Raw genomic sequence first — 22,106 nt, forward strand, 5'->3', positions numbered from 1 at the left:
CCTCACAATTACAGCTTCGCCGCCAGTTGGTCTAACATACTGGCATGTTTTTGCACATCGACTTTGTCTTGCAAAATCTTTTCAGCACCAAGTACAGCCAGTTCAGCAACTTGGGCACGCAATGATTCGCGCGCTTGATTGATTTCTTGGTCGATAGAGGCTTGCGCTTGTTGACGAATGCGTTCGCCTTCCGCTTGGGCTTGCAATTTTGCATCTTCAACAAGCTGATTGGCGCTCTTGTTCGCTTGCTCAATTAGCGCAGCAGCTTTAGTTTTTGCAACATCAAGCTCCTGCTGTACATTTTGCTCCGCGGTCGCTAAATCTGCTTTTGCTTTTTCTGCGGCGTTTAAGCCTTCAGCAATTTTACGCTGACGCTCATTAATGGCACCGATAAGTGGTGGCCACACGAATTTCATGCAAAAAATCACAAATATTGCAAAAGCAATGGCTTGACCGATGAGGGTAGAATTGATATTCACGTGATCACCTCTTTGTTAATGAAAAATCAGTTTCATTGATCATATTTGATAGCCAAACTTTGGCTATGTTTAATATACAAACTTTGACCACCAAACATTTACAACTGAGCTTTCTGATTAACCTGCTAGAGGGTTAGCGAACAACAATAGCATAGCAATACCAACACCAATCATCGGTACGGCATCAAGTAGACCTGCCACGATGAACATACGAGTTTGCAGTTGTGAACCAAGTTCTGGTTGACGTGCAACACCTTCTAAGAACTTGCCGCCTAGAATAGCAAAACCAATGCCTGTGCCAAGTGCGCCAAGACCGATAAGCAGTGCTACTGCGATAACTGTGTAACCACCTAATACTGGATCCATTGATGTATCCTCATTTACCTATTGAATGTATAATTAATGTTCAGTTGATGATGCAAGCGACATATAAACTATCGTCAACATCATAAATACGAACGCTTGAAGGGTAATAATTAAGATGTGGAAAATCGCCCACGGCACCGATAACGCCCATTGAATCCAAAACGGCATCAGGGCAATCAATACGAAGATTAGCTCCCCAGCATACATGTTACCGAACAGACGCAAACCTAGTGAAATGGGTTTGGCAATCAAAGTAACAAACTCTAAGATAAAGTTGATGGGGATTAAAATGATTTGCATGATTGGGTTTTTGGCGCTAAACGGATGCAGTGTTAACTCACCAATAAAACCACCCAACCCTTTTTCTTTAATACTGTAGTAAATAATCAGCGCAAAGACAGAAAATGACATGCCTAGGGTGATATTAGGGTCAGTCGTTGGCACAATCTTGAAGAACACGTGATGTGGATCATGACCCATCGCAGCGCCAACTTGACCTGCTAGACTTGGAATGAAGTCGATAGGCAATAAATCCATCAAGTTCATCAAGAAAATCCATACAAAAATGGTCAACGCTAGCGGCGCAATCAATTTTGACGTACCACTATAAGAATCGCGAACGTTGTTATCAACAAACTCAACGATCATCTCAACCGCTGCTTGAGTTTTGCCGGGAACGCCTGAAGTAACTTTTTTGGCAACCATCCAAAAGATGGCACAAAATAAAATACCCAGACCGATTGACCATAACATGGAGTCAAGATGGATAGCTTTAAAACCCATTAATCCTGCTTCTTCAGCAGTATGGGCAACTTTCCAACCTTCGCCCGGCAGATAGCCGTACGTCCAATTCGTTAAGTGGTGAGAGATATATTCTGATGATGTTTGCTCGGATGCCATAATGTAAGCTTCTTATTAATCAACGATTTAATCAACTACCAAAAAATATGGTTGTCATCTGATGAGGCGTTGGCGGTTTTATTTAATCTGCATTAAGCAAATCCAGAAAAACACTTACAGCCCTCATGTAACCAATAACATCCAACCCATAGCTCTATAACTACTCTGTTATTCTTAAATAATTAAGCGGAATAACCAATTTTTTTATTGCGGCGGCTCAATTTGATAGTCATGGATAAATTTTAGCTATCAAAAAAGGGCGCACGATTATTCATTAATGGCCCTTGCATATCTACGCAAATTTTTAAGTATGTGTTTACTTGTCTCGCTTTACTTTCCTCACACCCAATACGGTGCTCAGCAGCAAGACAGTTAGCTGTCTATATTAATGCAGCGTTGTAATCGTGTAAAGTCAATTATGACTTTTTTATTTACGGTATGAATACGTTAACCGCTGTTAACGTTCGCTACTATGGCTTTGCGTCTATCCATCAAAGCCGATAATTTAATTGTATTTGAACACTCTACTTAGAGAGAGGGTTACTTATCGCGATTTTTACGCTTAGATCTAGTTAAGCGTCTTTATTCATACTTTTATTGTAAAAACAGTTTTCAGTCACTTAATCATTGGTTGATGACTTTATAACAGTAATCTTAGAGAAGCTGGACCGCAGGATGACAAATGTACGTGCTGTATTATTGAGCTATTAAAATTATAATAGGTTCTAAATCTAGCGTATCTGCCACAACATCCAACTGTGACTAATCTGCATTACCATAAAACCGACGAATAGCGCAGGCGCTGATAGAGGTTGTATGGTAATAAAAATTAGTGCAAAACCACATACGGTCAGTAGCCATTTGACCATTTGACCACGATATAGCTGGCTGACAATGTGTCTGCGCGCGCGATATCCGGTATACCAAAAGATAAATCCAGCAAAGACCGCTTGGGTGGCAAAACTGAGTAGCGCCCCAATAGCGTTGCTCTTTGCAATAACAAGCGTATTGCCGTTATTACCCAACCAAGTAACATCTACTATCCAACCGAGCACAATCAGGATAAATAAAATCCATGCTTGGCGTTTTAGATAAATAGCAATCTTATCTCTTTGGGTGCGTTTGGCAGGTTTGGTCATTGATATTTCTATAGCTCTATAACGTGGGGACAATGCCACACCGTTGCGACAATATTATCCGTGAATGGCTCACTCTACAGACGTTATCTTTTAACCAAAATAAAACGCCACTTATTATAGGGAGCAAGCAGATTTTAAGCAAGTGAAATATGCCTTTTATCAAGCATTTAGTTATTTAGCGCTGAAAATCTCTCTACAGAGTCAATAAAGTAGCGCTAATCACCTCTAAATTCACCTATTCTACCGTTAATTTAACTTACGTCATTTCAAATAGCTCAAAAGCTCAGCTTGCCATTAGAACTTGACCGCTACTTTTGACCCTTATTTAGGAAATACACTGACGGATTTGCTGCGCCATTGTCTGCCAACCACTAATAAAATCTTTACTGTTGCTCATATCTTCCGCTTGCACGCTACTTTTAACCGGTTGTAATTTCGCCAGCAAACCTTTAGCAGGCTGATTTGGGCTGACCAAGCACATTTGTTTTGCTGGGCGCTGCTCATTTAACCAGCGTAATTGACTGGCTTTTGGCGCTAAATGATGATCGGTACTTAAGCTGCCAATTAACTGAAACTTGGCGCTGTCTTCCATATATTGATAAGCATCATGATATGCCCAATACGGCAAAGGTTTTTGCGCGTGGTTTGCATGAGCTGCCGCCACGGCTTTATTCATGCGCTGGGCAAATTTTTGCGCATTAGCATGATAGAGCTTTTTATATTGCGGATTGGCATGACTGTGAATGACAGCAAGCGCTCGCGTAATGGCTTTAGCGTTTTCAGGATCGAGCCAAATATGCGGATCGAGCGTGCCAGCAATGGCTTTGCCTTTAACATCGCGCAGCGGATGACGATTAAAGGCGTCGAATTTAAATAACGCAATCGCATTGGGCGCGCTATTGAGCGTGGTGGCGAGGTTGTTTTCTAGCGGCTCGCCAAACCAAACCACAAACTTACTGTTTTGAATCGCCTTGATATCGCCGGGACTGATACTGCCGTGATGTCCGACCTCCCCTGCTTGCAATAATTGCTTGGCTGATGGCGCGCCTTCCGTCACCGCTTGGCTTAATAAAAACAGCGGATAGTTACTGACGCTCACCGTTGCCGCTTGCGCGCTCATCATGAACGAGGCAAATATAAGCACGCTAGTTATGAAAAATCGCTGTAAGCGCAGAGTTAAATGCATAAAGTTTTTAAATAATGGAATCATAATGGCGGCTTTTAAGGTTCAAGGATAATTGGCAAAGGTAGTTATAAATATTTTGCAACGTTATTCTGGTATAAAACAGCAGACCTGTGAATAAATGCAAAGGACTTCTCTGTTTTGCGTTTTAGTATGTTATACTATAACAATATAAAAAACCATTATAAAATATCCATTAATTAAAAATACTGTCCATCACACCGCTAGGTCATCTTTAGGAGTTTGCTGCATGTCTACTCATTCATCTGTTTGCGCTCATATCCATGATGTGCAAGATTTTACAGCGTCCGATGTCAATGAGCGTTTACTAGCAGCCAAAGAGCAATGTCGCTCAAGCGGCGCGCGCTTTACGCCGCTGCGTCAACAAATCTACCAGCTGGTGCTAGAAGCCAATAAACCAGTGGGCGCTTATGATTTAATCACCCAATTGCAGCAGATGCGCCTTACCGAGCCTGAAGCAGAAAGTGATAGCTCGAGCCATCAAGCAAATAATCAAACGCCAAAAAATGTCGCGCCGCCGACGGTTTATCGCAGCTTGGAGTTTTTATTGAGCGAAGGTTTGATTCATCAGCTAACCTCGATTAATGCTTATGTGCCTTGTTGTCATCCACGCGCCCAACATACAGCAGCGTTTTTAATCTGTGCCCAGTGTCAGCGGGTACAAGAATGCAGCAGTTTGCCGGTACAAGAAATAATGAGCTTTGCAGAGCAAGACGTTGGCTTTATGGTCGAGCGTAGCGTCATTGAATTGAGCGGTCGTTGCCAAGCGTGTCAGTAAAATAACGGTTTGCTTATATTTTTGACCTGAATTTTAGGTTTACGCTTTCATGCTAAATTATTATTCTGTCATTTCTTAATTATCATTAATACATCAGTACTGCCCTATGAGCCTAGCAATTTTACCAACCAAGCCCTCTGCTATGAATATAAGCGATAAAACCATGCCTAACGCGGCTAAACTGCTGAGCTTAAGTGATATCAGTTACCATATCGGGCAGCAACGTATCCTCTCGCATATCGATATTGATATTGCTGTTAATGAAACGGTCAGTCTGATAGGTCCTAATGGCGCGGGCAAATCCACCTTAGTTAAACTAATTTTAGGTTTAATCGAACCGACGAGTGGGCAGATAACGTCGCACCAAAACTTGCAACTTGGCTATGTGCCGCAGCGCTTTGCCGTGCCGCCTATTTTACCGTTACGCGTTTGCGATTTATTGGCACAAGCCGATAAAAAACGCCTAAGCGCTGAGCAGCGGCAATTTATCTTTGATAATTTATCGTTGACGCATTTATTGTCTCGGCAAATGCTGCATTTATCAGGCGGTGAAACCCAGCGAGTATTATTGGCGCGTGCCTTATTAGACAAGCCCAATTTATTAATTTTAGATGAGCCGATGCAAGGACTAGACCCTGATACCGAGGTTTGGCTCTATCAGTTTATCGATGAGCTGCCAGCATTTTTGCGCTGTGCCATGCTGGTGGTTTCACACGATTTGCATTGGGTGATGAAAGGCAGTCGTCGAGTCATTTGTCTGAATAAGCACATTTGCTGCGAAGGGCAACCAAGCGAGCTTGCGATTAGTTCGGAGTTTCAGAAGCTTTTTGGCCATCATTATGAGCAGCCTTATGTGCATCAGCCGCACGCTTGTGAGCACCATGCCCCAAGCGAGATATAATTAAAAAACCAAGCTTTTTAGGCAAATTGCCTTGTTCCTTTTATAAAAACGTTACGGATATCTATTATGACCGCTTGGTTAGCCATCATAGCTCCTGCTTGGATTGCTGGTAGTATTTTAGCGCTACTTTCTGCGCCTTTAGGCTGCCTAGTCTTATGGCGGCGCATGGCATTTTTTGCCGATGCCTTGGCACATGGCACGTTACTTGGTGTGGCGTTGGCAGTTTTGTGGCAATTACCGATGGGCATCGGTATTGGCATCGTCAGTATTTTAGTCGTACTGGGCTTGGTATTCATCGATGATGAGCGTCTGCCAGTCGATGCAGTGCTGGCCGTGGTTGCGGTATCGCTGCTGTGTTTAGGTTTATTAACCTTGACGCAGCTTACCGATCAGCAAGCCAATGTTTTAGGTTTTTTATTTGGCAATTTGCTCGAGCTTGACTGGGCAGATTTGCCGTTGATTGCAGTAAGTGTTTTGGTGGGCTTAGGATTACTGATTTATATATGGCCTGCACAAATCAAGCTTGCCACCCACGAAGCTTTGGCACGCATTCAAGGGATCAATCCAACACGCCAGCGCTTGTTTTTTATGGGCGTATTGGCAGGGTTTTGTGCTATTGCCTTGCAAGCGGTTGGGAGTTTATTAATCAGCGGCCTATTGGTGTTGCCAGCATTAACAGCACGTTTATGGTCGGCATCACCAAAACAAATGGTTGTTATCTCTTTAATCATTGCCCAGCTTGGCGTCACGCTTGGCGTTTGGGGCAGCATTTGGCTAGATATCCAAACGGGGCTTGCTATCGTTTTGGTACTGGCTATTTTATTTTTTGTGGCGCTCATTATCTCAAAGCTAATAAGCAAAAAATCAGGATCCGAATCCATCTTGGCAAAATTCTGGTCCCCACGCCGTTAGCGTTATTCACATATAGCATCAGATTTCTAAACGTCTCAGCCATTACATTTAGGTCGTGATTTTGATATTTGCTTGGCCTTTGTCGAACTTTATTTCATCAATATTGCTAGAGCTTTAATGCCCATTATGTTATAAACTTTCCTGAATACTATCAATGCGATAGTTGGTGAATATTTGGTTTAATAAATTCTTGGTGTACCAATCTAAGATGTTTTTTTAACGAATGTTTTCGTTTCATCATATTTTAATTTATTATCGTTTTGCTTGATAAGGGACTAACCCCCATGCTTAGCTACTACCCCGCCAGCGCAGTCAGCACGCCCGACGGACAAGTCAATGTTTTGCAAATTACCGATTTGCACTTATCCTCCCACGTGCCTGCGGCGGCTGACGAAACCAGTAGTGAAGTAGCGGTTTGCCAATACAATTTTGAGGCGATTATCAAGCAAGCGTTGAGCGCAGAGCGGCGCTGCGATTTGATTCTCGTGACAGGCGATTTGGTCAATAAAGTACAAGCAGAGATTTACGATCATATTTTTGACGTATTGCAAGCAACGGGTATTCCTTTTGCTTGTATCGCCGGTAACCATGACGTTACCGATGAAAACAACAGTGAGTTGCCATTTTTTCAGCGTGAACTGATTGCCAGACCCGCGGACAGACGCTTATTGAACCGTCATGTTATCGAAACCGACCATTGGCAGTTGTTGTTAATAGACTCTTCGGTGACAGGCAAGGTAGAAGGTGAAGTGACGCTAAGCGACATTGATTGGCTCTGTGAGCAGCTAGAGACATGCGCGAAGCCTGCGCTTATTGCGCTGCACCATCATGTGATAGCGGTCGATTCAGACTGGATTGATCAGCATATGGTGGAAAACGCCGATATTTTTTGGCAACGGCTGGCAACATTTGAGCATCTTAAAGTCATTATTAGCGGGCATACCCACCAAGAGCAAGTCCGCCATCGGCAAGGAGTTACCGTCTACAGTACGCCCTCTACCTGCTATCAGTTTAAGCCTTTTGAAGATGATTTCGCTTATGATAAAAGAGCCCTTCCCGGCTATCGCTGGTTGCAATTAGCCAACAATGGAGAGGTTGCAAGCTGGGTTGAAAGACTAGATACTTGACAACCAGTTTTATTGGCAAAAATTTGGCTAGTATTTAGCTAGTATAATACCGCCAGAGTGTGTATGTTATAGGGCTAGCTAAAATTACTGGTTATAGACAGCCACAGCGTGATTGCTAATACTAGCAACCTAACCGTAAAGCTAAAAATGATAAATAAGTTATATCATAAATAAGGTAAAAAATGAGAACGGTCTACATTTAGACAAGATTATAATAGCTAGGACGGCTAAATTGACCACAAGCTAAGTTTCCACAGTCAGTGATTTGTAGCTTTATTTAATGGCTAGCATTTAAATAAAAAGATTGATAACAATATACCTGACCATTGATAATCGATAAATCGCTAGCAGGATATCGAAATAACCGTATGTTTAGATCAGCTGTGTTACTTGTGTCACTAAGTGGTAAAACGCATATAAAAGAAGCCATTTATAGCGTTTGGTAAATTGATAACGTCTTGTCTGTCGATAGGTCGTTTTATTGAATTAATTTGAAAAAGTAGGATACCCATATGAGCACCCTGACCCCAAACCCAAATCCAAGTGATGTAAAGTTCACCCCCTATGCGCCTGCCGAAAACGAAGAATACATGTCGGATGAGCAATTGGCGCACTTTAAAGCCATTTTATTAGATTGGAAGCATCAATTGATTGGCGAAGCAGATCGTACCAAGACTTATATCCAAGATGAGTCCAGTGCCATGCCTGATATCAATGACCGCGCCACTCAAGAAGAAGAGTTTGCCCTAACCTTGCGTACGCGCGACCGCGAACGTAAGCTGATTCGCAAAATTGATAAATCTATCGCTGAAATTGAAAACGAGGATTATGGATTTTGTGAAACTTGTGGCGTCGAGATTGGCCTGCGTCGTCTTGAAGCGCGTCCAACCGCGACCCAGTGCATTGACTGTAAAACTTTGTCTGAGATTAAAGAGCGTCAAAACCAAGGCGCTTAAATCCAGCCAATTTAACAGTCATTAATCATGTAAATACAAATACGAGCGACCATTCATTGGTCGCTCGTTGCGTTTTACGGCGTTATTTTTTATTAAATAGCTTTTAGTGGTTGACACGGCACCAACAAAATACGCATATTTAGCAAATATCTTTTTGGCATCGATTTACTTATTCTATCTATTTCTACTTTAGCTAAGTGTCTATTTTGAAAACATCTGCTACCTCTATGGCAAACACGCCTATTAATCTTACTCTGCCCCAACCTATTGGCCGTTTTGCGCCGTCACCAACCGGTGAGCTGCATCTTGGTTCCTTAACCACCGCGCTTGCCAGCTTTTGTCATATTAAATCTCTTGGTGGCAAATGGCTACTGCGTATCGAAGACACCGATACCGAGCGCTGTGATCGACAGTTTACCGAGCAGATTTTGATGGATTTAGAAGTGCTTGGGCTGCACTGGGATGGCGATGTCATCTACCAATCTGAGCGCCTTGATATTTATAATGATTATTTATCTTCAAGCTTATATCCGCTGACTTACGGCTGTCAATGCTCGCGTAAAAGCCTTGAGCGTTATTGGCAGCAAAAAGCGATGGGAGAAAGCATAGACGCAGAGCAGGCACAGGAAAAACTGCTGAACAGGCAACGCTATCCGCGCTGTTGTCTAAATGCCAATCTTGATAAAGAAAAAAACAAACTGCGTATACAGCTACCAGATTACCGTATCGGCTTTAAAGATGGTATTCAAGGTGTGCAATGGAGCAATCCGCAGCAAAGCTTGGGAGATATGGTGGTGCGTCGCCAAGACGTCATGATCAACTATATTTTGGCTGCTAGCCTCGATGATGGCTTGCAAGGTGTGACGCATATTATGCGTGGCTTGGACATTTTACCGATGACCACCGCGCAAATTAGCATTATGCATGCAGCGCATTTGCCAGCCATCGATCATTGGTATCATTTGCCATTGATATGCAGTCCTGACGGTCAAAAGCTCTCTAAACAAAACCTTGCCCAGCCAATTGATACCCGTGACCCAAGTCATCTAATTGCCCATGCTTTGCAGCTATTACAGCAGCCTACCGTTGATAGAGACACGCCGACAAACATGCTAAAGCAAGCAATTGCACAATGGGATAACTCACCGCTAAAAAACATGCAGTCTTTAAATATGCCTGATATTTAATAACAGAGTTCTAAACCCTCAACAGAAAAAACGCCGCTATGAGCGACGTTTTTTTATAGTGAATAATTAGAATGCCGTAAACACTCTAATCATTAAATGACTTAGTAATAACGGCATTGGCTCTTTTCAATCTCAGGGCTTTCTTTATAAATCTTTAGCAGTACCGCGACCATCACCAAGCTAATCAGCATCGATGAGCCGCCATAACTGAAAAATGGCATGGTCAACCCTTTGGTTGGAATCGCGCCCATATTCATTGCCGCATTAATAATCGTCTGCGCAATAAACACCACCGCGATACCAAAAGCGGTATAGCTCATGCGCATTTGCCGACGTTTTAGGGCATTATAACTGATGCGCATCGCACTTCCGATAATCAGCGCCTCAAAGATGAGAATCATCGTGACTCCAACAAAGCCCAATTCTTCACCGGTAATAGCTAGTAGAAAATCCGTATGCGCCTCTGGTAAATGCGACAGTTTTTGCACGCTTTCGCCGTAGCCGACGCCAGTAAACTGTCCGCGACCAAAGGCAATTAAGCTACGTGCTAGCTGATAATCAGTGTCTTGTACATCGTCAAAAGGGTCCAAAAACGACATCACCCGTACCAGTCGGTATTGTACGGTCGCCACCATTAATACAGCACCGCCAACGGCCACAGCGCCGAGCGCGATAAACTGCTTATAAGGCGCGCCGGCAATATAAAAGATGGCAAAGACCGTCCCAATAATAACCACAAACGAGCCAAAATCTGGCTGCGCGAGCAACAGAACGGTGATTAATCCAACCACGATGGCTATGCGTAAAAACCCATCCCAACCGTTACGTACCTCAAATGAGCGCCGTACAACAAAGTCTGAGACAAAGATAATCATCACCAATTTGGCAAGCTCTGCGACCTGAAAATTAAAACCACCGAGCGTGAGCCAACGTTTTGAGCCATTAATAGGCGTACTAAATAAAGTGGCAAATAACAATAACCCCGTGATGGCCAAGAGCATAAACTGGGTTTCGGTTTTATAAAGCCTTTTTAGCGTTACCGCTTTATAAGAAATACCAGCGATAACCAGCCCAATCGCCATGTATAAAAGCTGATTATAAAAGAAATGCAGCTCGCTCATGCCGCGACTAAGGGCAAACGGGATAGAAGCAGAAGCCACCATCAATAAGCTGAGCACCAACATACAGCCGACGCTTGCTAATAAAATGGCGCGCGCTGAGGGCATGGAGAGAACGCCATCTGAGCCAGTAGCTCGCGGCGATTGAGAGTTTGATCGAAAAAAAGAAGAGAGCGCCATAATTTTATATACACTAGCAAACGAGAAAACACGGCGTTATGAAACGCCACCGTTTAAAAAAATGAAGTTGATTTTATCCAATAGATAATAGCAGACAGCAAAGCGGTGACAAACCCCGATTGTTAATCGTTTAGCTTGTCAGTATTAATAGTACAGTGGTTAGCAACATGAATAGCAACGATGGTTTGCAAATCGTTTGTCGTCCGCTTTATTACCTAGTTGACAGTAGCAGCAATTTATAAGCAAAACAATCATTTATCAAAAAACGCCTGCCATTTTATAACGCTAAGCCCAACCGCTTAAAACCTAATGCTCATACTACCTCAAATCAAGAAGTCTTATCAGGTAACAAGATACCTTATGACGCCTTGTCTAACTGGTTAACCAGCTGACTAAAGTACTTGCCGCGTTCCGCAAAGCCACTAAACTGATCGAAACTGGCACAAGCTGGCGACAAGAGCACCGCTTGTACTTGCGATAAACTGCTTTTTGTGACTTGCTGTATCGTCGCAAAAGCGCCCTCTAGCGTTTGACATTGATGCATATAGACATCATCGTCGTTGATACCAGCGGCGCGTAAATGTTGCTCAATTTGCTGGCTATCTTCGCCAATAAACAGTACTTGGCTGACGTATTGATTGATAAATGGCGTTAATTCGCCAAATTGCTGACCTTTACCTTGGCCACCTAAAATTAATAACAGCTTACCGTCTTTAGGTGCATATACCGCTCCTAAGCCCTCGACTGCCGCCATAGTTGAGCCAATATTGGTACCTTTAGAATCGTTAAAATAATCAATCCCATCGACCGTAGCCACATATTCGCAGCGATGCTCAAGTCCTGTAAAGTTCTGCAAAGTAGTGAGCATACTATCAAGCGGTAAACCGGCAAGCTCACCCAAAGCCAAAGCCGCTTGCGCATTGAGTAAATTGTGCCGACCTTTGATACGCAGTTTGTCTGCCGACAGCAAACGCTCTGTCCCGCGGGCCAAATACGTCTGCCCTTCTGAGTCGGTAATCAGTCCATATTGACCTTTGTCAGGAGCGTGAATGCCCGTGCTTAAGCGTGGCAAATTATCAGCCACTAGCGGGCGCGTCAAGGCATCTTCGCGATTGATAACCACTGACTTGGCGCCTTGAAAAATGCGATGCTTGGCTTGATGGTAGCCGAGCATATCGCCATGGCGGTCTAGGTGGTCAGGCGACATGTTCAGTACCGTTGCCACTTGCGCGCCTAAATTGGTTACGGTCTCTAACTGGAAACTTGATAGCTCGAGAACTGCCAACTCCATCTCGGTATTGGACAGTAACGTCAGTGCTGGCACGCCAATATTGCCGCCTACGCCAACATTGACCCCAGCATCGGCGGCCATTTGTCCAACCAAGGTGGTGACGGTACTTTTAGCGTTAGAGCCTGTAATCGCAACAATCGGTACGCGGCACGCTTCACAAAATAGCTGAATGTCACTGACAACGGGAATATTAGCCTCTCGCGCCGCAGCAACCGCTGGGGTTTTTAAGGAGATACCTGGGCTGATGATAATGCGAGCCGCTTGTTGCAATAAATCGGCATCTATCGCGCCAAACTGGCGAATATCAACAGCAGCAGGCAATTGGTTTGCTAAAGTGGGATTGACTTGATTGTCGGTGACAGCGACTTGGTAACCTTGCTTGGTCAAATACTGCGCAACCGACAGCCCCGACTGCCCCAAACCGACCACGACTTGTAAACCACTGCCCTTATGAAGTAAGGCTTCTGTTGCGGTGTTAGTGGTCATATCTATTCCTTTTATCTATTAAACTAACAAAATTGTATCAAGCATCTTGGCTTTATCAATAGTATTGATAATGGCTTTTTATAGTGGGCTTTACGCTAAACGTCAGGGCTACAACTAATCTCAGCCGTTTTTAGCAAGTCTGAACCAGCTTGAACCAGTATGAGTAAGCTGCTGTGGATGATGAGCATCATAAAGCCATTGCCACAATTTCGGTACTGGTTTTTTGAGGCTTTGTGTTATTATGCGCCTGTTTTTATATTGCACCGCTAATGCTATAATAGCCGCCTTAATAAGAACCGCTACGATAGTAAGCGCTCTTTAACCAAATCTTTAATTTAGCATTTTAGTTTAGCATGTTGTCACCTTTATCGCGCCATTGTCATCGTCCTGCAGTTATGTTTTTTATGCTGAGGTGGATATGACAGGCAACCGCTGCCCCATATTTTGGCGTTTTGTCTGACAAAAGACGTATCTTCTTCCGCCGTATTTCACGGCAAACACTTATTCATGTTTTTAAGAGCTGTTATCCTAATGATTAAGGGTAACGGTTTGTGCGATACCGCTATAAAGGTCGATAACCGTTAGTCTCGATACAATCATTTTAGGGTGACGCTTTATTGCTCGATCATAAATGGTTGTTTTTTTTGCCTCTAACCCTATACAGTTTACTTATGACATCTTTTTTTGGCAGTTTGCGTGAAGAGTGGTTTTCCAATATTCGCGGTGATACGTTATCAGGTTTAGTGGTCGCACTGGCCTTGATTCCAGAAGCGATTGCCTTTTCTATTATCGCTGGTGTCGACCCAAAAGTCGGTTTATATGCTTCATTTTGCATCGCCGTGGTCATCAGTTTTGTCGGTGGACGTCCGGGTATGATTTCGGCGGCGACCGGCGCGATGGCACTGGTGATGGTTGATTTGGTCGCCGAGCACGGGCTGCAGTACTTGCTTGCCGCTACGTTACTTTGCGGCGTCATTCAAATCATTATGGGTATTTTAAAACTTGGTAACTTGATGCGCTTTGTGTCGCGCTCGGTGGTCATCGGTTTTGTCAATGCGCTGGCGATTTTAATCTTTGCCGCTCAATTGCCTGAGCTGAACCCGATGACTGAGCGCGTCGGCATGACAGTTTATATCATGACGGCGGCAGGCCTTGCGATTATTTACTTATTTCCGCTGCTTCCTAAAATCGGACGCGTGATTCCGTCACCGCTGATTTGTATCGTTGGTTTGACTGCGGTTGCCATGTATATGAATCTTGATATTCGTAACGTCGGTAGCATGGGCGATTTGCCCGATTCTTTACCGGTGTTTTTATTACCTGACATTCCGCTGAACTTTGAAACCTTGCTCATTATCGCGCCTTATTCTATCGCGCTTGCTATCGTAGGTTTATTAGAATCGATGATGACCGCGACCATCGTCGATGAGTTGACCGATACGCCCAGTGATAAAAACCGCGAATGCCGTGGTCAAGGTATGGCCAACGTCGTATCAGGCTTCTTTGGCGGTATGGCAGGCTGCGCGATGATTGGGCAATCAATGATTAACGTCAAATCTGGCGGCCGTACGCGTTTATCAACGCTTATTGCTGGCGTGGTGCTACTCATCTTGGTGGTATTTTTAAGTGAGTGGGTCAGCCAAATTCCGATGGCGGCATTGGTAGCGGTGATGATTATGGTTTCTATCGGTACCTTTAATTGGCAATCTATTCGAGAATTTAAAACCCACCCACTGTCCTTTAATATCGTGATGCTGGCGACCGTGATAACCACTGTGTTTACCCATAACCTCGCGTACGGCGTCGGCGTTGGCGTGCTGCTCTCAGCGTTGGCGTTTGCCAATAAAATCGGGCAATTCTTAACGGTCTTTAGTGAGTATGACGACAGTAGCAATACGCGTTATTACTACGTGCAAGGACAGGTTTTCTTTGCGTCAACGACGCAGTTTTTGCAAAGCTTTGATACCAAAGAAGCGTTAGACAGCGTACAAATCGATGTTAGCCACGCCCACTTTTGGGACGTCAGTGCCGTCGACACCTTAGACAAACTGGTCATGCGTTTGCAGCGCGAAGGTATTGATGTCAAAGTGGTCGGACTCAACAGCGCCAGCCGCACCCTTATCGATCGCTTTTCGATTCATGATCGCCGAGATATTGGACTGTTAGATTAAACAAAACGGTAGTGGTGTTATCAAGCTGAGCGCAATAATGTCTTTATTGTTCAGCAATTATATTGGTATATAAAATCAGGCTCGCGGCTTAAAGGAGCAACTTTAAGCCGCGAGCCTGTGTTTTTATTATTGAGATATGTGGTGCCCTTATGAGTAATTTGAAGCCAGATAGTGTGATTGCTTGCTTGGACTGCCCCAATCATGTGCAAGCGGTATTGGATGCCAGTATGTGGGCCTCTATTCGTCTGCAAGCACCCATTGGTCTGCTGCATTCTGTACCAAGTTTGCAACAAAAAGCTGCCGTTGATTATTCCGGCTGTCTCAATGTTGACGATGAAAATGTCTTGTTAGACCAATTCACCGCAAAAGAGCATTTGAGCAATAGCGAGCTAAAAGCCCAAGGTAAATTGCTGCTGCATCAAGCCAGCACATACTGCGAGCAGCAACATCATAAGCTAAAAACCTATACTCTGCATCGCCATGAAAGCCTGAGTGACAGTATTGATTACGTCGATGACAAGGCACAATTAATGGTCATCGGTCATCATGTGACTTGCAAATCAACCTTGAGTCAGCTGATACGTTTGAGTCACTGCCCCATTTTGGTGACCCATGCACCATTTTTGCCCCCAACGACGGCATTATTTGCTTTTGATAACAGTCCAACTTCGCATAAACTGCTCAGTTGGCTGTGTAAAACGCCGCTTATTCGGGCGTTGACCGTACATATCGTCATGGTTGCCAAAGAAAACTCAGAAAACTGCGATGCACTGCGGGAAGCCTATGCGCGCCTTAAACAAGCGGGTATCAAATGTAAAAAAGCCTTACTCGACTGCCGTGATGTCACTGCTGCCTTAAATTACTATCAAAGCAAAAATGATATTGGGCTGCTGATGACCGGCGCCTTTGGGCAACCGCGTTTGCTTGAGCTGCTAAAAGGTAGCGAAACTAAAAAACTACTTGGTAGCACCAAAACTCCATATTTACTCTTCCCCAAAGCTTAAAACCTTCCTTTTATGTATAAACTTTTGATTTTAAACGCTATTATTCATAATGGCGTTTTTAATAATCGACGTTTTTACAATGCTTATGCGCTTACTTTTCTCCTATCTCTTCCCATTTTTCTTATCAAACCTCTTATCAAATCGTCACATGAAATAAAGTGATAGCCTCCCCAAGCGCTTAAAAAGTTGGTTATAATAAAGTGTTTATTCTCCCAACGTTAAAGGTTGATAGCTCCAACTTATATCCATAAAAACAGTGTTATCGTTGCGATATAGGCAAGAGTCTTTGTCACTATCTTGGTTATTTTTAAGCAAATGCGCCCAACTCTACCAACCCCCTTGAGTAGGTTTGGCACAATTCTTGAACTATTTACCATGAGCCTGACAATAATACGAGCCAGCAAACGGTCTCTATTAACCTGCGACATCATCTATATAAGGATTTTTTTATGAAGCTAATCACTGCGATCTTAAAACCGTTTAAGCTCGATGATGTGCGCGAAGCGCTTTCTGACATCGGTGTAAAGGGTGTCACCGTCACCGAGGTCAAGGGTTTTGGTCGTCAAAAAGGTCATACCGAGCTCTATCGCGGCGCTGAATACGTGGTGGACTTTTTACCTAAGGTGAAAGTTGAGGTAGCAGTGATGGATGAGATGGTCGAGCCTGCTATCGAAGCCATTACGCGCATTGCCAGTACCGGCAAAATCGGTGACGGCAAGATATTTGTGACCAATCTTGAACAAGTCATTCGTATTCGTACGGGTGAGACAGGTCCTGACGCTATTTAATAGTTAAGAATAATTAAGCGCTAGACCACTTATAAACACAGATTTATAGGTCATCTCGATCACTGTATTGCATCTATTCAAGGGGGAATTAATATGCAAAATCAAATCTTTGAGCTCCAGTACGCGCTAGATACGTTTTATTTTTTAATCTGTGGCGCGCTAGTCATGTGGATGGCCGCTGGCTTCACCATGTTAGAATCTGGACTGGTACGCTCAAAAAACACCGTCGAAATCCTCACCAAAAATATCGCCCTCTTTGCCACCGCCTGTACTCTGTATATGATCTGCGGTTATGCCATTATGTACGATGGTAATCTGTTTTTAAGCGGTATTGCTGGCAACGATGCCTTAAACAATACGTTAGTAGCCGATGCCTTAGCGAGCTCAGCTAAAAATGGCTTTAATGGCGATGCGGTATACTCGGCGGCTTCTGATTTCTTCTTTCAAGTTGTGTTCGTCGCTACCTGCATGTCTATCGTTTCAGGCACAGTGGCTGAGCGTATGAAGCTATGGTCTTTTTTGCTGTTTGCTGTCGTTATGACCGGATTTATCTATCCATTAGAAGGCAGCTGGACGTGGGGCGGTAAAGCCGTATTCGGCTTATTTAGCCTTGGCGATTTGGGATTTTCTGATTTTGCCGGTTCAGGTATCGTGCATATGGCAGGAGCAGCAGCGGCGTTATCAGGAGTTCTGCTTTTAGGGGCGCGTAAAGGTAAATATGGACCTAACGGTGAGATACGGGCAATTCCCGGCGCCAATTTACCTTTAGCGGCGCTTGGTACGCTTATCTTGTGGATGGGTTGGCTTGGGTTTAACGGCGGCTCCGTGCTTAAACTTGGCGATATCACCAGTGCCAATGCCGTTGCTATGGTGTTTTTAAATACCAACGCTGCCGCTGCGGGTGGGGCGATTGGCGCGCTTATTATCGCGCGCATCATTTTTGGTAAAGCAGATTTGACCATGCTATTAAATGGTGCATTAGCGGGTCTGGTCGCCATCACTGCCGAACCGTCCACCCCGTCGGCGCTGCAAGCAACGTTATTTGGCATGACAGCAGGCGTTATTGTGGTCATATCAATCCTTGCATTAGATAAAATAAAAATCGATGACCCAGTCGGTGCTATCTCTGTACATGGGGTGTGCGGCTTGTTCGGTCTGATGCTAGTGCCATTGACCAACCAAAATGCTACTTTGCTCGGTCAAATTGCTGGTGCAGCAACCATCTTTACTTGGGTGTTTATCAGTAGCTTGCTTGTTTGGAGCATTATTAAAGTCGTAATGGGCCTGCGTATCTCTGAAGAAGAGGAATATCAGGGCGCAGATATTGCAGAATGTGGTATGGAAGCCTATCCAGAGTTTATAAGGTAAAAAGTATTTAAGAGGGTTTTATTGTTGATTTGCTAATCATCGATAAAACCCTTTTAATAAAAACCTATCCCATTAAAAATCCCGCAAAACCTTTCGGTCTTGCGGGATTATTTATTCTTTAACACTATAGTCTTTAACCGTTTATCTTTTTATAATGCCCAGTCTAGCAACTGATCTTTATAGAGTAAGATTATATTGGCTTATTTCTTTTTCCACGTTTGGCTACGTGAAAATGGACCGATATACCCTTTTAGTTTTAAAGTACTGCCGCTTAGATTGGCGGTCATACGATAGTCTTTACCTTTTTCAGGGTCGGTGATTGTACCGCCACTATATTTACCACCACCGTCAGCCTTTAGGCCTTTGATGATAGTTGTACCAATATGTTTCTTACCTTTAGCTGAGTTGGTATCAACCAAGGTACCAGTTAGGACACCATTAGATTCAGTAATTTTAACTAAACCTTTTGGCTTACCTTCATCATAAGTCTGCCAAGTGGTGTTATGTAATGGGTCAGCGGCAAATGCCATGCTTGCCATACTGATACCAGCAACTGCTAAAGTGGTTTTTGTGAATAATTTCATAAATTGACTCCCTTCATTTAATGATTACTAGAAACGTTGCGTTTCTAATGTCTTCGCTTATCCTTTTATCAACATTCTTTTATTGCAAACCCTTCGATCCTACGCTCATTTTAAGCAAGTAACCTTCGTTAATATGCTATTAAATGCTACTAATGATTGGTTTGACAGAGAAATCTCGATCGACATAAGCGATGTCTTGACCCATTATAAGCAATTTTTAGATTTTGCCTAGTAATTTTTTTATAGTTTATTATTTCTCTAAAATCAAAAGCATATCAAACAGTTATAGAAACGGATTGTCTATAATTTTACCCGATTGGTCATCTTTTTGTTTTGACTTATCCTCAAAACTACTATATCGATTGCGGTTTTCAAATGCCAGCATAATTTTGCTCGTTAGCTCGTGTAGTTGCTGTGCCTGCTCATATCCAGCTTCGTCAAAGACTAGATTAATGTCGCCATAAATGATAATTTTATCTTCTTGGTTTTCAATAACCAAATCGCCAATTTGCATACTTTCATGATTATTCATAAAGGGTTCAATCATTTGAGCTTCCTCTACCTTAACAGCAATTTACGTGATTTTGCAATACTGTGAGAATATGGTGATATTTAGACGCCTTATGCTTTTAATTGTGCCATGAGCCAATCGATAATAGCCAGCACAAATAACATCCAAGTGGGCTCTTCTGGTGAGTCTTCGGGTAAATCTGAGCTGTCACCTGCTTTTAACGGCAGATCAAACGCGCGCGCTTTGGTTTGAGCATCTAATACGGGCAACACGTCGATGCCAATCTTGGCGGTTAATTGATCCAGACTAATCACTTCTATACGCTCTGATTCATCATTGGGCGCATAATACACGCCTGCTTGGTTGCTGGCTGGAATATAGACCGCTTTAAAAAAATGACTGGGCACCAGTACACGATTCGCCAGTTGTTTGGTCTTTTTATTCGTAAACGCCACCCCAGTAATGGTATAAACTTCACCGTATTGCTGGGTCAAATAGCGCGTGGCTGACTCGATATTACGCCAAATATAGCGATTATTGCGCGGCGATTGCGGCGCGATGTTGGCAAGGCTAAAGCTATCGTATTGCTGACTGCGATTGGCCATATTACCATTGGGCGCTAAATGCCCGCGATCATAACCTGAGCCTGAGTAATCGGACAGTTTGGCGCGCATGGATTTTGGCAGGCGGCTTTCTTCATGAAAGCTGTCTTCACGATCAATCTGTTTGGCTTGCTGCAAGCGCTTACGGTCGAGATATTCTGCTGACCACAGCGGGGTACGTGATACGCCTGAGTGCATGACAGCAAAACCGTCCATACATAGCGCTTGGGTGTTGTTGCTGAGCTTAGGATTGGTGAATTCAGGATAGACGCCACCATAAAAAGACTGGCTACATTGACTTAAATCTTCCGCGTGTGCAGCCGATATTCCTATTAAGACCGTGAATACGGTCATTATGGTGTTATTGTTAAACTGTGCTTTATCTTTAAAAAAACTTATCATGCCACTTCCAACCATCTATGCCTGCCATTCGGTAGGCGTTATCCTAGCAGGCCGTTAGTAATAAAGAAAGATGCTGCGCAGGCCGTGACATTTTAAATGCTATCCGCTATACTTAGGCAGCCAAAAATCTTGGTCTTACAAAAAACGGTGAAGTGGGTGAGTGGCTGAAACCGCACGCCTGGAAAGTGTGTATACGTTCATAGCGTATCGAGGGTTCGAATCCCTCCTTCACCGCCAATCTTATTCTGCTCAATCAAAGCCCGCAGTTTTCCTATCTTTTTCTACTTTTTCACAAACTCCTTAAACACTCGGCAATTTAGGCAGCCAAAATACCAACGCCAATAGCGTGGCTAATAATACCGGCGGCGTTATCAGCAGTCCGACCTTCATATATTGCCCCCAGCTGATTTTATAATCCTTTTCAGCCAATACGTGTAACCACAATAGCGTCGCCAAACTACCAATAGGCGTGAATTTTGGTCCCAAGTCATTGCCAATGACATTGGCATAAATCATCAACTCTCGAGTAGCAGCGGGCACTTGGGCGCTATCAATCGCCAGCGCTCCTATTAGCGTCGACGGCATATTATTCATCACAGACGCTACGATGGCGGATAAAAACCCCGTGCCGACCGTCGCAACGAGCGCGCCTTGTTGACCTAGCCAATTAAGTATTCGTGCGCCATAGGCGGTAAGTCCTGCATTGCCCAAACCATAAACCACTAAATACATACCGATTGAAAATAATACAATTTGCCACGGTGCTTTTTTAAGAATATTGACGATAGAAAACTTAGCATCACGCCCGCCTTGCCACCAGCGTCCAGCTATGGCCATTAGGATAAGCGCCGCGACACTAGTCACCACTGAGATAACCAGCCCGAGCGATTCAGTCGCGAAATACGCCACTAATAATAATACTAATAGTGGAAAAGCCGCCCGAAATACCAGCGGATCTTTGATAGCCGATTGAGGTGCGCTAAGATTTGCCGTTGAGTAGTGCCTCGGAATGTACCGCGCATAAGCAAGCCACAATACCGATAGCGTCGCTAGGACAGAGACGATATTTACCGGTACCATCACCGCCGCGTAGCGACCAAAACCAATATCAAAATAATTAGCGCTGACGATATTGACCAGATTAGAAGTCACCAACGGCAAGCTTGCGGTATCGGCGATAAAGCCAGTGGCAATAATAAAAGCTAAAGCAGATTTGGGGGCAAAATCAAGGCGCAGCAGAATAGCAATCACAATCGGTGTCAGTAATAATGCCGCGCCGTCATTGGCAAAGAAGGCGGAGATAAACGCCCCTAATAGTACAATCATCGGAAATAGCAAACGCCCGCGCCCATTACCAAGCCGAGCAACGTGTAACGCCGCCCAGCCAAAAAATCCCGCTTCATCTAAAATAAGGGAGATGATAATCAGGGCGACAAAGGTAAAAGTGGCGTCCCAAACAATATCCCAGACAATACCAACGTCAGACCATTGCACCACACCAAATACTAAAGCAACCAAAGCGCCGCCCATCGCACTCCAACCAATGCCAAGCCCTTTCGGCTGCCAGATGACTAAGATCAGAGTTACGATAAAAATAGCGAATGCGAGCATGAAGTAACCTTAATGGGGCAATTGAAGCAATGAAATATTAA

The 22,106-nt window shown here is 43.8% G+C and carries 21 protein-coding genes and 1 tRNA gene; 11 read left to right on the forward strand and 11 right to left on the reverse strand.

What is annotated here, in order from left to right:
- Positions 1 to 8: 8 nt before the first annotated feature.
- From RAH45_RS12570 to RAH45_RS12590, 5 genes are all read right to left on the reverse strand, one after another.
- Positions 9 to 479, reverse strand: a complete 471-nt coding sequence (locus RAH45_RS12570) for a F0F1 ATP synthase subunit B (protein WP_025651436.1) — start codon at positions 477 to 479, stop codon at positions 9 to 11.
- Between the two features lie 117 nt (positions 480 to 596).
- Positions 597 to 845, reverse strand: a complete 249-nt coding sequence (gene atpE, locus RAH45_RS12575; protein ID WP_025651437.1) for a F0F1 ATP synthase subunit C — start codon at positions 843 to 845, stop codon at positions 597 to 599.
- Between the two features lie 33 nt (positions 846 to 878).
- Positions 879 to 1,745, reverse strand: coding sequence for a F0F1 ATP synthase subunit A (atpB, locus tag RAH45_RS12580; RefSeq protein WP_068404261.1), 867 nt, complete (start codon positions 1,743 to 1,745; stop codon positions 879 to 881).
- A 731-nt stretch (positions 1,746 to 2,476) separates the two neighbouring features.
- Complete coding sequence (locus tag RAH45_RS12585; RefSeq protein ID WP_068404263.1) at positions 2,477 to 2,884, reverse strand: ATP synthase subunit I; 408 nt, start codon at positions 2,882 to 2,884, stop codon at positions 2,477 to 2,479.
- A 325-nt stretch (positions 2,885 to 3,209) separates the two neighbouring features.
- Positions 3,210 to 4,007 carry a metal ABC transporter substrate-binding protein gene (locus RAH45_RS12590; RefSeq protein ID WP_227678588.1) on the reverse strand — a complete coding sequence of 266 codons (798 nt, stop codon included), beginning with the start codon at positions 4,005 to 4,007 and terminating at the stop codon, positions 3,210 to 3,212.
- Between the two features lie 310 nt (positions 4,008 to 4,317).
- Here RAH45_RS12590 and RAH45_RS12595 point away from each other — a divergent pair, with 310 nt between their 5' ends.
- The 6 genes from RAH45_RS12595 (at position 4,318) to gluQRS (ending at position 9,949) form a co-directional block, all read left to right on the forward strand.
- On the forward strand, positions 4,318 to 4,866 hold the full coding sequence (locus RAH45_RS12595) for a transcriptional repressor (RefSeq protein ID WP_306495334.1): 549 nt from the start codon (positions 4,318 to 4,320) through the stop codon (positions 4,864 to 4,866).
- Positions 4,867 to 5,029: 163 nt separating this feature from the next.
- Positions 5,030 to 5,767 (forward strand): metal ABC transporter ATP-binding protein, encoded by a 738-nt coding sequence (locus RAH45_RS12600; protein ID WP_082894257.1) that lies wholly within the window; start codon positions 5,030 to 5,032, stop codon positions 5,765 to 5,767.
- Between the two features lie 66 nt (positions 5,768 to 5,833).
- Positions 5,834 to 6,679, forward strand: a complete 846-nt coding sequence (locus RAH45_RS12605) for a metal ABC transporter permease (RefSeq protein ID WP_068404270.1) — start codon at positions 5,834 to 5,836, stop codon at positions 6,677 to 6,679.
- A gap of 284 nt (positions 6,680 to 6,963) precedes the next feature.
- Positions 6,964 to 7,806: a metallophosphoesterase gene (locus RAH45_RS12610; RefSeq protein WP_068404272.1), complete on the forward strand. Its 843-nt coding sequence runs from the start codon at positions 6,964 to 6,966 to the stop codon at positions 7,804 to 7,806.
- Positions 7,807 to 8,318: 512 nt separating this feature from the next.
- Positions 8,319 to 8,762, forward strand: coding sequence for an RNA polymerase-binding protein DksA (gene dksA, locus RAH45_RS12615; protein ID WP_068404274.1), 444 nt, complete (start codon positions 8,319 to 8,321; stop codon positions 8,760 to 8,762).
- A 227-nt stretch (positions 8,763 to 8,989) separates the two neighbouring features.
- The gene (gene gluQRS / locus RAH45_RS12620; RefSeq protein WP_068404276.1) at positions 8,990 to 9,949 is read left to right on the forward strand and encodes a tRNA glutamyl-Q(34) synthetase GluQRS; all 960 of its coding nucleotides are present in this window, start codon (positions 8,990 to 8,992) and stop codon (positions 9,947 to 9,949) included.
- Between the two features lie 101 nt (positions 9,950 to 10,050).
- Here gluQRS and RAH45_RS12625 read toward each other — a convergent pair whose 3' ends face one another.
- Both RAH45_RS12625 and murD read right to left on the reverse strand, forming a co-directional pair.
- On the reverse strand, positions 10,051 to 11,175 hold the full coding sequence (locus RAH45_RS12625) for an FtsW/RodA/SpoVE family cell cycle protein (protein ID WP_068404278.1): 1,125 nt from the start codon (positions 11,173 to 11,175) through the stop codon (positions 10,051 to 10,053).
- Between the two features lie 430 nt (positions 11,176 to 11,605).
- Positions 11,606 to 13,024, reverse strand: coding sequence for a UDP-N-acetylmuramoyl-L-alanine--D-glutamate ligase (gene murD / locus RAH45_RS12630; protein WP_068404280.1), 1,419 nt, complete (start codon positions 13,022 to 13,024; stop codon positions 11,606 to 11,608).
- A gap of 671 nt (positions 13,025 to 13,695) precedes the next feature.
- On the opposite strand from murD, the gene RAH45_RS12635 reads away from it, so the two are divergent.
- The 4 genes from RAH45_RS12635 (at position 13,696) to RAH45_RS12650 (ending at position 18,355) form a co-directional block, all read left to right on the forward strand.
- Positions 13,696 to 15,195, forward strand: coding sequence for a SulP family inorganic anion transporter (locus tag RAH45_RS12635; protein ID WP_193030954.1), 1,500 nt, complete (start codon positions 13,696 to 13,698; stop codon positions 15,193 to 15,195).
- 149 nt (positions 15,196 to 15,344) lie between these two features.
- Positions 15,345 to 16,199, forward strand: a complete 855-nt coding sequence (locus RAH45_RS12640; RefSeq protein WP_068404282.1) for a universal stress protein — start codon at positions 15,345 to 15,347, stop codon at positions 16,197 to 16,199.
- 449 nt (positions 16,200 to 16,648) lie between these two features.
- Positions 16,649 to 16,987 (forward strand): P-II family nitrogen regulator, encoded by a 339-nt coding sequence (locus tag RAH45_RS12645; protein ID WP_011514651.1) that lies wholly within the window; start codon positions 16,649 to 16,651, stop codon positions 16,985 to 16,987.
- Between the two features lie 93 nt (positions 16,988 to 17,080).
- Entirely contained in the window at positions 17,081 to 18,355 is a 1,275-nt protein-coding gene (locus RAH45_RS12650; protein WP_306495335.1) for an ammonium transporter AmtB, read from the forward strand.
- 200 nt (positions 18,356 to 18,555) lie between these two features.
- On the opposite strand, the gene RAH45_RS12655 is transcribed toward RAH45_RS12650, so the two are convergent.
- The 3 genes from RAH45_RS12655 to RAH45_RS12665 all read right to left on the reverse strand — a co-directional run bounded on the left by RAH45_RS12655 (position 18,556) and on the right by RAH45_RS12665 (position 20,454).
- Positions 18,556 to 18,939 (reverse strand): DUF2147 domain-containing protein, encoded by a 384-nt coding sequence (locus RAH45_RS12655; RefSeq protein WP_068404286.1) that lies wholly within the window; start codon positions 18,937 to 18,939, stop codon positions 18,556 to 18,558.
- Between the two features lie 283 nt (positions 18,940 to 19,222).
- Complete coding sequence (locus RAH45_RS12660; RefSeq protein WP_068404288.1) at positions 19,223 to 19,486, reverse strand: hypothetical protein; 264 nt, start codon at positions 19,484 to 19,486, stop codon at positions 19,223 to 19,225.
- 74 nt (positions 19,487 to 19,560) lie between these two features.
- Complete coding sequence (locus RAH45_RS12665; protein ID WP_227514923.1) at positions 19,561 to 20,454, reverse strand: DNA/RNA non-specific endonuclease; 894 nt, start codon at positions 20,452 to 20,454, stop codon at positions 19,561 to 19,563.
- 146 nt (positions 20,455 to 20,600) lie between these two features.
- Between RAH45_RS12665 and RAH45_RS12670 the strand changes: the two genes are divergently transcribed.
- A tRNA-Ser gene (locus RAH45_RS12670) sits at positions 20,601 to 20,691 on the forward strand.
- A 63-nt stretch (positions 20,692 to 20,754) separates the two neighbouring features.
- On the opposite strand, the gene RAH45_RS12675 is transcribed toward RAH45_RS12670, so the two are convergent.
- Entirely contained in the window at positions 20,755 to 22,065 is a 1,311-nt protein-coding gene (locus tag RAH45_RS12675) for an arsenic transporter (protein WP_068404292.1), read from the reverse strand.
- Positions 22,066 to 22,106: the final 41 nt, after the last annotated feature.

Origin of the sequence: Psychrobacter sp. van23A (assembly GCF_030845275.1) — a bacterium.
GTDB classification, from domain to species: Bacteria; Pseudomonadota; Gammaproteobacteria; order Pseudomonadales; family Moraxellaceae; genus Psychrobacter; species Psychrobacter faecalis.

Coding starts and splice junctions, on each gene's coding strand:
- atpE (WP_025651437.1), bottom strand. CDS start 845: ATGGATCCAGTATTAGGTGGTTACACAGTTATCGCAGTAGCACTGCTT.
- murD (WP_068404280.1), bottom strand. CDS start 13,024: ATGACCACTAACACCGCAACAGAAGCCTTACTTCATAAGGGCAGTGGT.
- RAH45_RS12650 (WP_306495335.1), top strand. CDS start 17,081: ATGCAAAATCAAATCTTTGAGCTCCAGTACGCGCTAGATACGTTTTAT.
- gluQRS (WP_068404276.1), top strand. CDS start 8,990: ATGGCAAACACGCCTATTAATCTTACTCTGCCCCAACCTATTGGCCGT.
- atpB (WP_068404261.1), bottom strand. CDS start 1,745: ATGGCATCCGAGCAAACATCATCAGAATATATCTCTCACCACTTAACG.
- RAH45_RS12665 (WP_227514923.1), bottom strand. CDS start 20,454: ATGATAAGTTTTTTTAAAGATAAAGCACAGTTTAACAATAACACCATA.
- RAH45_RS12610 (WP_068404272.1), top strand. CDS start 6,964: ATGCTTAGCTACTACCCCGCCAGCGCAGTCAGCACGCCCGACGGACAA.
- dksA (WP_068404274.1), top strand. CDS start 8,319: ATGAGCACCCTGACCCCAAACCCAAATCCAAGTGATGTAAAGTTCACC.
- RAH45_RS12660 (WP_068404288.1), bottom strand. CDS start 19,486: ATGATTGAACCCTTTATGAATAATCATGAAAGTATGCAAATTGGCGAT.
- RAH45_RS12600 (WP_082894257.1), top strand. CDS start 5,030: ATGCCTAACGCGGCTAAACTGCTGAGCTTAAGTGATATCAGTTACCAT.
- RAH45_RS12605 (WP_068404270.1), top strand. CDS start 5,834: ATGACCGCTTGGTTAGCCATCATAGCTCCTGCTTGGATTGCTGGTAGT.
- RAH45_RS12655 (WP_068404286.1), bottom strand. CDS start 18,939: ATGAAATTATTCACAAAAACCACTTTAGCAGTTGCTGGTATCAGTATG.
- RAH45_RS12625 (WP_068404278.1), bottom strand. CDS start 11,175: ATGCCCTCAGCGCGCGCCATTTTATTAGCAAGCGTCGGCTGTATGTTG.
- RAH45_RS12640 (WP_068404282.1), top strand. CDS start 15,345: ATGAGTAATTTGAAGCCAGATAGTGTGATTGCTTGCTTGGACTGCCCC.
- RAH45_RS12645 (WP_011514651.1), top strand. CDS start 16,649: ATGAAGCTAATCACTGCGATCTTAAAACCGTTTAAGCTCGATGATGTG.
- RAH45_RS12675 (WP_068404292.1), bottom strand. CDS start 22,065: ATGCTCGCATTCGCTATTTTTATCGTAACTCTGATCTTAGTCATCTGG.
- RAH45_RS12585 (WP_068404263.1), bottom strand. CDS start 2,884: ATGACCAAACCTGCCAAACGCACCCAAAGAGATAAGATTGCTATTTAT.
- RAH45_RS12635 (WP_193030954.1), top strand. CDS start 13,696: ATGACATCTTTTTTTGGCAGTTTGCGTGAAGAGTGGTTTTCCAATATT.
- RAH45_RS12590 (WP_227678588.1), bottom strand. CDS start 4,007: ATGATGAGCGCGCAAGCGGCAACGGTGAGCGTCAGTAACTATCCGCTG.
- RAH45_RS12595 (WP_306495334.1), top strand. CDS start 4,318: ATGTCTACTCATTCATCTGTTTGCGCTCATATCCATGATGTGCAAGAT.